General features: G+C 39.3%; 15 protein-coding genes. 7 read left to right on the top strand and 8 right to left on the bottom strand.

All coding sequences use genetic code 11. The features are described 5' to 3' along the window. Nucleotides 1–276, bottom strand: a 276-nt coding sequence (locus B879_RS23265) for a hypothetical protein (RefSeq protein ID WP_238542169.1), incomplete at its 3' end; no start/stop codon positions are given. Between B879_RS23265 and B879_RS23580 the strand changes: the two genes are divergently transcribed. Beyond that, complete coding sequence (locus B879_RS23580; protein ID WP_368678979.1) at nucleotides 263–367, top strand: DUF4377 domain-containing protein; 105 nt, start codon at nucleotides 263–265, stop codon at nucleotides 365–367. The two genes, B879_RS23265 and B879_RS23580, sit on opposite strands and share 14 nt — an antisense overlap. 372 nt (nucleotides 368–739) lie before the next feature. On the opposite strand, the gene B879_RS18510 is transcribed toward B879_RS23580, so the two are convergent. After that, nucleotides 740–1,135, bottom strand: a complete 396-nt coding sequence (locus B879_RS18510; RefSeq protein WP_009186744.1) for a DUF1573 domain-containing protein — start codon at nucleotides 1,133–1,135, stop codon at nucleotides 740–742. A gap of 29 nt (nucleotides 1,136–1,164) precedes the next feature. Beyond that, nucleotides 1,165–2,598, bottom strand: a complete 1,434-nt coding sequence (locus tag B879_RS18505) for an ATP-dependent DNA helicase (protein ID WP_009186743.1) — start codon at nucleotides 2,596–2,598, stop codon at nucleotides 1,165–1,167. Nucleotides 2,599–2,621: 23 nt separating this feature from the next. Here B879_RS18505 and B879_RS18500 point away from each other — a divergent pair, with 23 nt between their 5' ends. The 4 genes from B879_RS18500 (at nucleotide 2,622) to coaD (ending at nucleotide 5,149) form a co-directional block, all read left to right on the top strand. Next, the gene (locus B879_RS18500; protein ID WP_009186742.1) at nucleotides 2,622–3,125 is read left to right on the top strand and encodes an NUDIX domain-containing protein; all 504 of its coding nucleotides are present in this window, start codon (nucleotides 2,622–2,624) and stop codon (nucleotides 3,123–3,125) included. 52 nt (nucleotides 3,126–3,177) lie between these two features. Next, nucleotides 3,178–3,759 (top strand): hypothetical protein, encoded by a 582-nt coding sequence (locus B879_RS18495; protein WP_009186741.1) that lies wholly within the window; start codon nucleotides 3,178–3,180, stop codon nucleotides 3,757–3,759. A 26-nt stretch (nucleotides 3,760–3,785) separates the two neighbouring features. Beyond that, nucleotides 3,786–4,595: a DUF3822 family protein gene (locus B879_RS18490; protein WP_202949663.1), complete on the top strand. Its 810-nt coding sequence runs from the start codon at nucleotides 3,786–3,788 to the stop codon at nucleotides 4,593–4,595. A 98-nt stretch (nucleotides 4,596–4,693) separates the two neighbouring features. Next, a complete protein-coding gene (gene coaD / locus B879_RS18485) occupies nucleotides 4,694–5,149 on the top strand; it encodes a pantetheine-phosphate adenylyltransferase (protein WP_009186739.1) in 456 nt (151 codons plus the stop codon). On the opposite strand, the gene B879_RS18480 is transcribed toward coaD, so the two are convergent. Then, nucleotides 5,137–5,823 carry an NUDIX hydrolase gene (locus tag B879_RS18480; protein ID WP_009186738.1) on the bottom strand — a complete coding sequence of 229 codons (687 nt, stop codon included), beginning with the start codon at nucleotides 5,821–5,823 and terminating at the stop codon, nucleotides 5,137–5,139. The two genes, coaD and B879_RS18480, sit on opposite strands and share 13 nt — an antisense overlap. A 103-nt stretch (nucleotides 5,824–5,926) precedes the next feature. Here B879_RS18480 and pyrE point away from each other — a divergent pair, with 103 nt between their 5' ends. Next, on the top strand, nucleotides 5,927–6,577 hold the full coding sequence (gene pyrE, locus B879_RS18475; RefSeq protein ID WP_009186737.1) for an orotate phosphoribosyltransferase: 651 nt from the start codon (nucleotides 5,927–5,929) through the stop codon (nucleotides 6,575–6,577). Nucleotides 6,578–6,643: 66 nt separating this feature from the next. On the opposite strand, the gene rfbB is transcribed toward pyrE, so the two are convergent. From rfbB to B879_RS18455, 4 genes are all read right to left on the bottom strand, one after another. Next, the gene (gene rfbB / locus B879_RS18470) at nucleotides 6,644–7,696 is read right to left on the bottom strand and encodes a dTDP-glucose 4,6-dehydratase (RefSeq protein WP_009186736.1); all 1,053 of its coding nucleotides are present in this window, start codon (nucleotides 7,694–7,696) and stop codon (nucleotides 6,644–6,646) included. 53 nt (nucleotides 7,697–7,749) lie between these two features. Next, entirely contained in the window at nucleotides 7,750–8,802 is a 1,053-nt protein-coding gene (locus B879_RS18465; RefSeq protein ID WP_009186735.1) for an NAD-dependent epimerase, read from the bottom strand. A 52-nt stretch (nucleotides 8,803–8,854) separates the two neighbouring features. Then, the gene (locus tag B879_RS18460; RefSeq protein ID WP_009186734.1) at nucleotides 8,855–10,018 is read right to left on the bottom strand and encodes a glycosyltransferase family 4 protein; all 1,164 of its coding nucleotides are present in this window, start codon (nucleotides 10,016–10,018) and stop codon (nucleotides 8,855–8,857) included. A 123-nt stretch (nucleotides 10,019–10,141) separates the two neighbouring features. After that, entirely contained in the window at nucleotides 10,142–11,266 is a 1,125-nt protein-coding gene (locus B879_RS18455; RefSeq protein WP_009186733.1) for an aldose epimerase family protein, read from the bottom strand. A 124-nt stretch (nucleotides 11,267–11,390) separates the two neighbouring features. Between B879_RS18455 and B879_RS18450 the strand changes: the two genes are divergently transcribed. After that, a complete protein-coding gene (locus B879_RS18450; protein ID WP_009186732.1) occupies nucleotides 11,391–12,236 on the top strand; it encodes an OmpA family protein in 846 nt (281 codons plus the stop codon). Nucleotides 12,237–12,356: the final 120 nt, after the last annotated feature.

Here is a 12,356-nt window from a genome sequence, read left to right as displayed (position 1 = left end):
TAATTTTAACATTTTTTTATGTTTGGTTCTTAGAATATGGCAGAAGAATTGCATTAGAATCATTGACTTAAACTTCCTAACAATGAGAGCCTTGATTTCCATTGGTCTATTGATTCTGCTCCTGGCCATGATGTCCTGAAAAACAGAAAAAGCGCTGACAGAAAACAATCCAAAATTTAAGATTTTGTGGGTAAACAGCAATAAAATACCCTGCACCGGTGTAGGTCCAATGACTTGCCTGTAAGCACAATCCAATGAGGAAATAGACGAAGGCAAATGGACTTACTTTTACTCGCAAATTGAAGGATTTGACTTCAAACCGGGAAGCCGCTATAGGATCAAAGTAAAAACCGAGGAATTACCCTAACCAGTTCCTGCAGATGCTGCTTCCATTAGATAGGGCTTGCTGAAAAAGTCTCAGGTATGCCAGCCCTTCCTATCGGTAGGCAAGTTCAAAGCGGGCGAATGAAGATGTATTTTTATACTTCGAATGAGCCCAATGAAGAAGATGGTATGCCTGAGGCTAGCCAGAAAATTTCGAATTTTGAAATTTTCAAGTGCACGCAAATCAAACTGGATCATTTAATAAGTTTGCACCTGCTTAAAAAGAGATTAGATATTATAAGTTATCGGAATCAAGCTTGTTGCTTTTGGATAAAGCAGAAAAAACCAGAATAGTTTTAAAAATATAGATTAAAAAAAGGAGGCCTTACAACCTCCCTTTTTCATTTCACCCAATTTATTTTGCCCCTTTAGGAAGTACATTGGAAATCAAAGATACTTTTTCAATGGGTTCTGAAGCATTGGAATAGATCCTAACAACAGAATTCTGCTTACCCATTTTTCCGGCCGAATTGAATACAACTTTCAATTCACCTGTTGCTCCAGGAGCAATAGGTTGTTTAGGCCAATTTGGTGCAGTACAACCACAAGTTACCGCAACATTGGAAATCACCAAAGGGGTATCCCCATTGTTGGTAAAAATGAAGGTATGCTCTACCTTATCACCTTGTGTGATATCACCAAAATCGATGGATTTTTCTTTGAAATCCATTACAGCACCTTTTTTCTCCGTTTGTGCCTGCACGGCAAAAACCATCAGGGCCATTACCGCTAGCATAAACAACTTTTTCATAGTAATTGTATTTAGTTTTCGATAGTTACTTATTCTGAATTGCTAATATAAAACTTTGCGTGGAAGTTTACCATAAACAACTCCTTCTTTGCCCTGGTCACTGCCGTATACAGCCAACGGATATAATCCTTATTAACCATTTCATCGGTCAGGTATCCTTGGTCGACAAAGACCGCGTCCCATTGTCCCCCTTGGGATTTGTGGCATGTCAATGCATACGCAAATTTCACCTGCAAGGCTGAAAGATAAGGGTCTTTTTTTATCAACTCCATTCGCTCTGCTTTATTGGCTACATCTGAATAATCTTCTGCCACTTGTCTGTAAAGCTCCCTATATGATGGTACGGTAAGGGAAGGTCCGTCTGAATAGAGCGTATCCATAATTACCTTGGCCTCAAAGAAAGGTTCATCCGGATAATCCAGCAGCCTCAATTCCAACGTCGCAAATCTCAGGCCATACATTTCCTCAAAGGACCTAATTTTCACAACTTCTACAAAATCACCATTGGCAAGAAAATTGACCCTATCTGAATCGGCCATGTAGGTATAATTGTTTTTAACAATCATCAGCAAATCTCCCGCACTGATCTCATCGTCAAAAAAATGGATAGTCCTACGAATGTATTGGTTATATTGAACCGCCAATTTATTGGAACGGGTAATGATTGCTGTATTTTCGATACCATACTTATTATAAGCATACCTCAAACCGTCTTCCAATCTTTCTCCCGTCATTTTAAAGAAATCCCGAAAACCTGCTGTCTGAAACTGTATTTCAGGATCCTTGGCCACAATTTGATTTCTTAAATAAGTGGCATTGTATAAGATTCCTGATGCCAATTGCTGCCGCATTACTTCAGTCAGTTCTATCTGGTCCACTTTGAGCCTAAAGTGTCTGATAAGGTAATTGCTGTCCAAGGCAGGACTGAGGCTACTGCCGACCGGAGGCAGCTGTGCCGTATCACCAACTAAAATGAGTCTGTTACTGGATTCTTGGAAAACAAAATGGATCAAATCCCTAAGTAAACTACGTCCTCCCTGGCTTTCATCTGCCAACATGGAAGACTCATCCACGACAAACAAGGTATCTTTGTAGTAATTTTTAAGCAAATCAAAGCCTGAACCAAGATCCCCTACCTGGTCCTTTGGCCTATAAATGATTTTGTGAATAGTAAAAGCAGATTTTTGACTGTAATTCCCCATTACTTTGGCTGCCCGACCCGTCGGGGCTAATAACATAGACCTGGTTTTTAACCTTGGCAGCATTTTTACCAAAGCTGATATCAAGGAAGTCTTTCCTGTGCCAGCGTAACCTTTTAATACGAAAACATCGATAGCCTCCTTCGAAAAAAAGTCATCCATTTTGGCAAAAAAAGCTTTTTGGCCTGCTGTAGGTTCAAAAGGAAAATATTTTGTCAGCAAAAAGGACGGTTTAGGTGCGTTCTCTTTATCTTTACTGTTCATTGCAGTAGCAATCTAAGCGTAATATGATAAATTTGGAAAAAGAGCTGGTAGATAAATTTGGGGGTAGGCTTAGAACCAGGGTCAATGGGATTCTCATTCAGGACAATACGCTGTTGATGATCAAACATAAAATGTCGTCTGATCGCTTCTTTTGGAATGTACCTGGTGGTGGCATGAAGTTTGGAACTACTGTTGAGGAAAATCTTATCCGCGAATTTGAAGAAGAGACTGGGCTAGAAGTCAGGGTCAAAAACTTTATATGTACCCATGAATATTTGGAGCCTCCACTACATGCCATTGAGCTTTTTTTTGAAGTCGAGCAGACAGGCGGCATTTTAAGAAAAGGGACTGATCCAGAACTTGACAAAGGGAAGCAGCTGATCACCGATATTGGCTATTTAAACCTCGAAAAATTGAGTTTAATAGAAAATAGGGAAAAACACCCCCTATTTTGGGGAATAAAATCACTGAATGATGTGCGAAAATGGAATGGATATTTTAATTTTGGAAATAATTCAATAAAATAGCAGCTTAGAAACATTACCATCAACCTTTATAAAGATTAAATCATCTTAGAAAATGACGCTAACCAGAATTTTATCCGTAGTCTTCTTATTGGGCGCTCTTGGATTGGGCTTCATGCTTTACAGGAGTGTAGACGATGTCATGCAGGAAGAAAAAAGAATTGCAGCCATAGAAGCAAGAGTTATTGAAAAACTTCAAATGCTCAGAGATGCTCAGATTGCATACATAGCAGCGAAAGGCGAGTATGCCGGAAGCTGGGATGAGCTGAGAGAATTTATCGAAGACGGAGAAATCTGGATCGTTGAAAGAAAAGAAACCACTAAGTTATTAGAATATGGTAAAGAGGAAACTACCGTTTCTTTTGACACATTAGGTTCGGTACAGGTAATAGATTCTCTTTTCAATGAGAGAAGGTATCCTAACTTCAACTTGGAAAACCTTCACATAGTACCGGGTTCAGGTGGATTGGAATTCGAGTTCTTTTCCGACAAAATCGAAAGAAGCCAGAGAGAAATCGGTGTATTTGAAATCAGAGATCCTGCTCCAATCAACCCGAAAAGAAGAGCTAACAATAATGAAAGAGCACTTAGGGTGGGGTCAAGAACTGATTCCTCTACATCCGGTAATTGGGAGTAATTTTGGTTCAAACTACTGACGATACCTTGAAAAAAATATACTGCGATAAATATGATCCCGAAGCGGTTTCATATTTATCGCTTTTCTTATATGATGAAATAAGATTCCTTTTGGCCAAAGATGTAAACCAGAAAGTTGTAGCAATTCACACCTGGAATTTACATTCTTCAGCAGAAAACCCCATTTCCAAGGTTTGGAAAGATGAACTTTACCAGCTTGATGTTCCCACCAAGGTATTCATCCACAATAAATATTTCTCCTTGGTTCCAGGGGCATTGTTCCATTCAGAGTTTTTGGATACCTATCTCAGCTTTTCCGGAGAATTCTCAGGAGAATTGACCTCTTTTTACAGCAGTCTAGATAGTAACAACATAAAGTTAGTCGGAGGTTTAGACCAAAGACTTTACCAATTGCTGAGTGATGGAAAACAAGAAATCACCTTCCATCATGGGAGCAGTTCATTTCTATCCTACTGCCTTTCTGAAAAAACAAAATTTCTTTCTCAGGAAATCCTGATTTATCTATTCGACAAATCATTTTATATAGCCGCCTTTGACAAACAAGTCTTGGTCCTATTCAACCGTTTTGATATAGAAAACAAGGATAACTTACTCATGTATTTATTTGGTCTTACCAAACAATTGGGTTTTGATAGAAATTACTGTCGCTACACCGTATTTGGAAAAAACAGTCATTTAAATTTTTCTGAAAATTGGGCCAAGGAGTACTTCAAAAACATATCTTTTGATACAGTGAGAAGTATTCAGCATTATCATATAGGCACAGAATCTTTTTCAAAAACTTTACATTTTGAGTCCAATTGGGAATTTTCCTGACACGTGACCCAGCCCCGATTTAAAGCGGAGTTACACCATCATTAAAATTTTAATCCTATATTGGTATTGTAGTTGAAGCCAGCAAACTAATCGATAAGATGAAAAAAACTGCCATATTTCCAGGATCATTTGACCCATATACCAAAGGCCATCATGATATTGTGACAAGAAGCCTTAATCTGTTTGATGAGGTTATTATTGGAATTGGATACAATTCGGCCAAAAAAAATAGGTATTTCGATATTGATACCATGGTTTCAAAAATAGAAACTTTATATAAAAATGATCCCAGGGTTCGGGTATTGGTATATAACGACCTGACCTCTACGGTAGCAAAAGAGCATGGAGCCAGATTCTTGGTGAGGGGATTGAGAAATACCACTGACTTTGAGTATGAAAACACCATTAGCCAAATGAACCGTAAGCTTAATCCCGGCTTAGAAACAGTTTTTTTGATCACTTCCCCGCAGTTTGCAGCAGTGAGCTCCACCATTATCCGAGAGGTGCATCGTTATGGCGGAGATGTTACAGAATATCTGCCTTATGAAGTCTGAACTTTAGGCACAAGCTTAAGAAACTTTTTATAAAGATACCTCATGGACGGATAAGAATTCACCAGAGCAATTTTGGCTTCGTGGTGCCTTAACCACCTGATGTCTTCAATACCTTCTTCTTTTTGTGGTTTCATGTCTGCATCATTGACATTCTCCATAGCATACCAATAGGTCTTTTTAAGAATACTCTTTCTATTGTGGGTGTATGTATGCCAGGTTTTACAGATTTCTGGACCTAACTTTACTTGTATACCACATTCTTCTTCTACCTCCCTAATAGCGCACTCCTCAGGTGTCTCTCCCTTATCAAATTTCCCTTTTGGTAAATCCCATTTTCCCAACCTGAAAATAAAAAGCACTTTCTGAGATTTAGTCACTATTCCACCGGCAGCCTTAATCACTGTAAACCTACTTTTAATGAAATCCTTTATCTCTTTTTTCCGGGAAGTAAGGATAGTGACTGAATCCAGGTTTTTGAGTTTACGTGTTCTCAATAAGTACAATAACTTAATAATGACATCCTTGCTTGGTTCAATGATCAATACATCATCATGGAAATCGAATGTACCCGGCAAATCAACGGGATGATCATAAACACATTCATAGGTTTTTTCCTTCGGTAAATCTTCCGAAGAAGCGATATCCAAAGGCTTATCGTTTACAAAAATTCTCATGGCTGGGTACTTTGGCCAGGTTCATTTCAAATTGAACCAAAAATGCATAAAATTTTTCAGCCCTCACAGTCAAGCCTTATATTTTATCCTTTAATTTTGAGTTATGGAATTATACGACAACGAAATCGCAGCCAAGGTTGCCGAACAGCTACTTCAAATTGAAGCCATCAGACTACAGCCTGAAAAACCATTTACCTGGGCATCCGGTTGGAAGTCGCCCATTTACTGTGACAACAGGCTTTCTCTCTCTTACCCTGAAGTAAGAACTTATATCAAATCAGGACTGATTAAAGCCATTCAGGAAAATTTCAAAGATGTAGAAGCCATTGCCGGTGTTGCTACTGCAGGTATCCCACAAGGGGCTCTTCTGGCAGATGGGTTAAACCTACCCTTCATATATGTCAGATCCAAAGCCAAAGGACATGGTATGGAAAACATGATAGAAGGAAAAGTAACCAAAGGACAAAAAGTGGTAGTCGTAGAAGACCTGGTTTCAACAGGAGGAAGCTCCTTAAAAGCTGTGCAGGACCTTAAAAATGCCGGTTTTGAGATTTTGGGAATGGTAGCAATTTTTACCTATGGCTTTGAAGTAGCAAAACGCAACTTTGAAGATGCCAATGTCAAATTGATCTGTTTGAGCAATTACTCCGCCATGTTACCGCAAGCATTGGCTAAAGATTACATAGATGATGAAACATTGGCCTCTCTGGTCGAATGGAGAAAAGCACCAGAAACCTGGCAAGGCTATAGATAATATCAAAGGTGAATTTCTGGATTTCAGAAACATTATCGAAATCCGAAATTCCCTTTTTAATCATTTTTATCTATTACTGTAATGCTCAGCATAATATTGTTGGTAAGCTCCTGAAGTTACATTGTTCAACCAATCCTCATTTTCGAGGTACCAGTCTATGGTTTTTGAAATACCTTCCTCAAATTGAAGATTGGGTTCCCAACCCAATTCTTTTTGGATTTTGCTGGCATCAATGGCATACCGTAAATCGTGGCCAGCCCTGTCTTTAACAAAAGTGATCAACTTCTCTGAACTTCCTTTTTCCCTACTCAGTTTTTCATCCATTTTTTGACAAAGCAACCTGACGATATCTATGTTCTTCCATTCATTGAACCCACCGATATTGTATGTTTCCCCTGATTTCCCTTGGTGAAAAACCACATCAATGGCCCTGGCATGATCTACTACGTATAGCCAATCCCTGATATTTTCACCTTTGCCATATACCGGCAAGGGTTTATTGGTTTTTATGTTATGGATACAGAGCGGAATCAGTTTTTCTGGAAACTGGTTCGGCCCATAATTATTGGAACAATTGCTGATTACGGTTTTTAGCTTGTAGGTATTGGAATAGGCCCTGACAAAATGGTCAGAGGAGGCTTTGGATGCAGAATAAGGAGATTGAGGGTCATAGGGCGTAGTTTCCAAAAAGAATCCTCCCTCATCCAAAGAACCATACACCTCATCTGTAGAGATATGGTAAAAGAGGTGCTCCTCATAATTTTTCCAGAAAGTCTTGGCTGTATTCAAGAGGTTAACTGTTCCTATGACATTGGTCTTGACAAAGGCCAAAGGATCTGTTATGGAGCGGTCCACATGTGACTCTGCAGCCAAATGGATCACATCTGAAATCCCATGTTTTTCAAAAACTTCTGTAAGGCCCGTTTCATCCAGAATATTGACCCTTTCGAAATAATAATTCTGAGCACCTTCAATTTCCTTCAGGTTTTCCAAGTTCCCTGCATAGGTTAAGCAGTCCAAATTAACAATGCGATAGTCAGGATATTTTTTTACAAAAAGTTTCACCACATGACTTCCTATGAAACCGGCTCCACCCGTAATTAGGATACTTTTTTTCATATCGTTCAATTATTTAACACTGTTAATTTCCTAAACATCTTGGAATTTTTGAATTACTTTGAATAGTGTGCTTTATACCATTCCACAAATTTTGACACCCCTTCATCAACAGGAGTATCCGGTTTATAGCCAGTATCCCGCATCAAATCTGTGACATCCGCATAAGTTGCGGGAACATCCCCCGGCTGTAGCGGTAACATATTCTTTTCAGCCTCAATACCAAGTGCCTTTTCCAATGCTCCTATATAATCCATGAGTTCAACTGGGCTTGAGTTACCAATATTATACACCTTATATGGGGCATAGGAACTTCCAGGATCTGGAGAGTCTCCCTGCCACGCTGAATTTCCTTTTGGTGGCCTATCCGCTACGCGCACTATTCCTTCCACAATATCCCCAACATAGGTAAAATCTCTTTTCATCTTTCCATGATTGAAGACCTGAATGGGCTCGCCTTTTTTCATGGCCTCAATAAACAAAAACAAAGCCATATCCGGTCTTCCCCATGGGCCATAAACGGTAAAAAACCTCAACCCTGTGGCAGGTATGCCAAATAGATGACTGTAAGTATGGGCCATCAGTTCATTTGACTTCTTAGAAGCTGCATAAAGACTTAGTGGGTGATCCACATTATCTGAAGTAGAAAAAGGCATCTTCGTATTGGCTCCGTACACCGAACTGGAAGAAGCATACACCAAATGCTTTACAGGAAATGCTCTGCAGGCTTCCAAAATATTTAAAAAGCCCGTGATGTTGGCCTCAACATAAGCATCCGGATTGATCAATGAATACCTCACCCCAGCCTGTGCTGCCAGATTGACCACAACATCAAAACGCTCTTTTTGGAATAACTCCATCATAAAAGCCTTTTCGCTCAGGTCTGCTTTCACAAATGAATAGTGCTCATACCTTTCTGACTGTACCAAGGCATGGTCTATGATTTTTTCCCGGGCAATACCGGATTCTTCCAGCCTGCCATATTTGAGATTAACATCATAATAGTCATTGATATTATCAAAACCCACCACAGTGTCCCCCCTATCCAATAACTTTTTTGCCAGGTGAAAACCAATGAAACCGGCTGTTCCGGTAATTAAATATTTCATGTCGAAGTAAAAATTATTTTTGGTAGTAATATTTTCGGATCAAACAGTCGACTTAAGTAGCTTTTTCTACTGTCAGCAGCCGTTCATAATTTTCCAAAATTAACTGATGAATATTTTTCCGTTGATATTTTTCCAGAATTTCCTTGTATAAATTATCTGCCAATCCTTGCATGTATTCCCTCTTGATAAAGGCAAATTCCAAAGCATCTTTCAATACTTCAACTTTTTTCACAGGAAATACCAATCCGGTTTTTTTATGGGTGACAACATCCCTATTCCCAATGATATCTGAACAAATAATGGGTACCTGCATGGCCCCTGCTTCTAATAAGACATTGGGGAAACCCTCTCTATGGGAAGGATGCACCAAGACATCGGCCATGGCCAAATAATGGGGCACATGGTCTGTCCACTCAATTTGTACAATTCTCGGGTGATCCTGAATTTTTCGTACAATATCATCTGCTACGGGATTGAGTTCTTGCTCGAAGCTCCCTAATAAAACCAATTTTCCATACTTTACGACTTTAGAAGCCAAAAAAGCTTCCACCAGCTCTTCAATGCCTTTGTCTTTCACCAACCGGCCTACAACCAGAATCAAATAATCGTTTTCAGAGGGTGCAATCCTCATGGTAGCTGCAACAAGATGATTTTCAGATAAAGCCCCCCTATTGAATTTTTCGAGGTCCACGCCATTGGAAGATCCAAAACCAATGATTTTAATCTTAGATGCATCCAGTAATTGTTCTTTTAACATGAATTCCTTTAAAGAATGGGAATTAGGCCACACCTCAGATGCCCATTTGTATGTAAGTTTTTCCATCCAAATGAGTAATTTTTTCTTACTTTTCTCGGCTACCATATAAGGCATGCCAGCCACGGTGTGAATTCTTACCTTCACGCCAGCCAATTTCCCCGCTAACATGGCCAAAAGACCTGCCTTGGGTGTATGGGAATGAATCACATCCGGCTTTTCCTTCTTAAATAAGCGGAAAAGCAACCATAAACAGTATAAATCCTTAAATGGAGTAATCTTCCTCGTAAATGGGATAATATGGTGGGAAACACCCTCTTTTCTTAGTACATCCTGCACTTCTCTTCCATCAGCACTGACCATCAAAACTTCCCAGCCTGCCTCCTTCATAAACTTCATCTGTCCTGCCAATAAAAGTTTGAGAGAAAGCGGTACAGTCGTAATTCGAATTAATTTTGGCATGCAGCTTTTTAGATTTTAAAAAGGTAAAGTTAATTTTTTATTGCTTTTGAAACGGAAATTTTAACGAAAAATAAAAAGCTAAAGCCCTGAAGCAATGTAGCCCAAAGAATTAGCTAATTAATTTCAATCTACTTCAAACACATAAACTATCCTATGCCTATACTGCTCCCCGGGATCGAGACGGGGAGAGGGGAAATGAGATTGATTGGGAGAATCTGGAAAAAACTGAGGCTCTAAGCACAATCCAAAATTTTTGGTGTAAGTAACTCCATTTGTCACCTGCTTTCCATCCAGAAAATTTCCTGAATAAAATTGTACCCCAGGCTTATCCGAATACATTGTCATTTTTCTTCCTGAAGGCTTGTGATGTAAAATAGCCATTTTAGCCAATTCTCCATCATGAGTTTGTTTGATGACAAAATTGTGGTCGTATCCTCCTGTAGTTTCGCCTATTCGCTCTCCAACTTTCCGAGGGGATCTGAAATCAAATGGCGTGTCACCTACCGGGATCAATTCTCCAGTAGGAATCAAGCCCTGATCGACAGGTGTATAATGCGTGGCAAAAAGCTGCAAATGATGATTCAAGATATTCTCCTTCATGCCACTCAGGTTAAAATAACCATGATGGGTCAAATTAACAATCGTAGACTTATCTGTTTCTGCTTCCATGCTAATGGATAAGCTATTATCATCCTTCAACATAAAAGTAATAGTAGTCTCCAAATTACCTGGATAACCTTCTTCTCCATCTTCACTCAAGTAAAACATGGTCACTCCTATGGCATCTTCCAATTCCAAAAGTTCTGTTTTCCAAAATTTCTTATTGAAACCTACCCTCCCTCCGTGCAAATGGTTTTCTCCATTATTAGTTGCCAATTGGTAAGTTACACCATCTAAATCAAATTTTCCCTTAGCGATTCTATTGGCATATCTCCCAGCCAATGCGCCAAAAAAATAGGTATCAGTAAAAAAGCCCTCAGGAGATTCATAAGTCAAAAGCACATTCTCCATGTTTCCATCCTTGTCCGGTACTACAATCCTGGAGAGAATGGCCCCATAACTTAAAATTTCCACCTCCATACCCTGACTGTTTTTTAGCAGAAAGACCTCTGCCTGCTGACCATTTTTCTCAATACTATATTGTTCAACAGTAAAGTTGGTTTTTTCAGACAAATCCTGGTCTTTTTTTTGACAGGAGCAGCATACGATTAAGAGCAAAGCGCAGAGTAAAACAGGTATATTATTCATGATTCAATGTTTTATAGGTAATTTAAGACTAAATACCTGAATTAGCTGCCATTTTTAGGGTTAAATCAACAATACTGATTTACATGGCTTCATTTTTGGATTTCAATATAAAAAATCAACCGTTATGAAAAAACTTATTCTTTTTTCTGTGGCCTTGGCCACATTGACAGTTTCCTGCGTTTCGAAGAAAAAATACGTAGAACTACAAAATGACCTGTTCAGGACCGAAGCAACGCTTGCAGAAACCAGAAGCGAAAAAGAAGCCATTGAGGCTGAAAAAAGGGTACTTGAAGACAGAATGGGCCGTATTCAGGCTAGGGTCGACGAGTATAATGCACGTATCAATTCTTTAAGAAGTGAAAATGATGCCATGTTTTCTTTGGATGGTAAGACGCCTATGTCTAGAAATACCAAACAGAAGCTTGAAGCTACTTTGGCTAAAGTGAATCCAGAAGATCTGGCCAATGCCAAAACCATGGAAGACTCAGTTAATCTTGCCATTTCTTACAACCTGAAAAAGTCCATTTCTGATGGATCTCCAGAGCAGGATGAGGACATTTCCATCAGTGTGGATAAGACGGTGGTGATGATTAATGTATCGGACAGACTTTTGTTCAATACCGGCTCCTACCAAGTATCCAGGAATGCTGATGGGTTGTTGAAAAAACTTGCTGAAGTCATCAATGCAGAGCCTTCTGTGGAGGTGATGATTGAAGGCCATACCGATCCCAGAAGTATCAGAACCGGAGTATTACAGGACAATTGGGACCTAAGTGTGAAAAGAGCAACTTCAATAGTAAGGATACTTGAAAACAAATACAGTGTATCTCCTGAAAAACTCATTGCAGCCGGCAGGTCAAGCTACGTGCCTGTTGTGGACAATGACAGCCCTGAAAACATGGCAAAAAACAGAAGAACAAGGATTGTCATCATTCCTGACTTGGACAAGTTCTTTGCTATGATTGAATAAAATTTAACCCAAATTATACATTAGGGTTTAAGCTAAACCAACTACCACAATACCCCGCTAAAACCATTTGTTTGTTAAATTTTTGAAGTACTCGTTTTAATCCATGTCAAAAAATGGGGG

This window comes from Cecembia lonarensis LW9 (assembly GCF_000298295.1).
Taxonomy (GTDB): Bacteria; Bacteroidota; Bacteroidia; order Cytophagales; family Cyclobacteriaceae; genus Cecembia; species Cecembia lonarensis.
The sequence above is the reverse complement of the archived record's forward strand: the minus strand, read 5'-3'. Positions and strand labels throughout refer to the sequence as shown.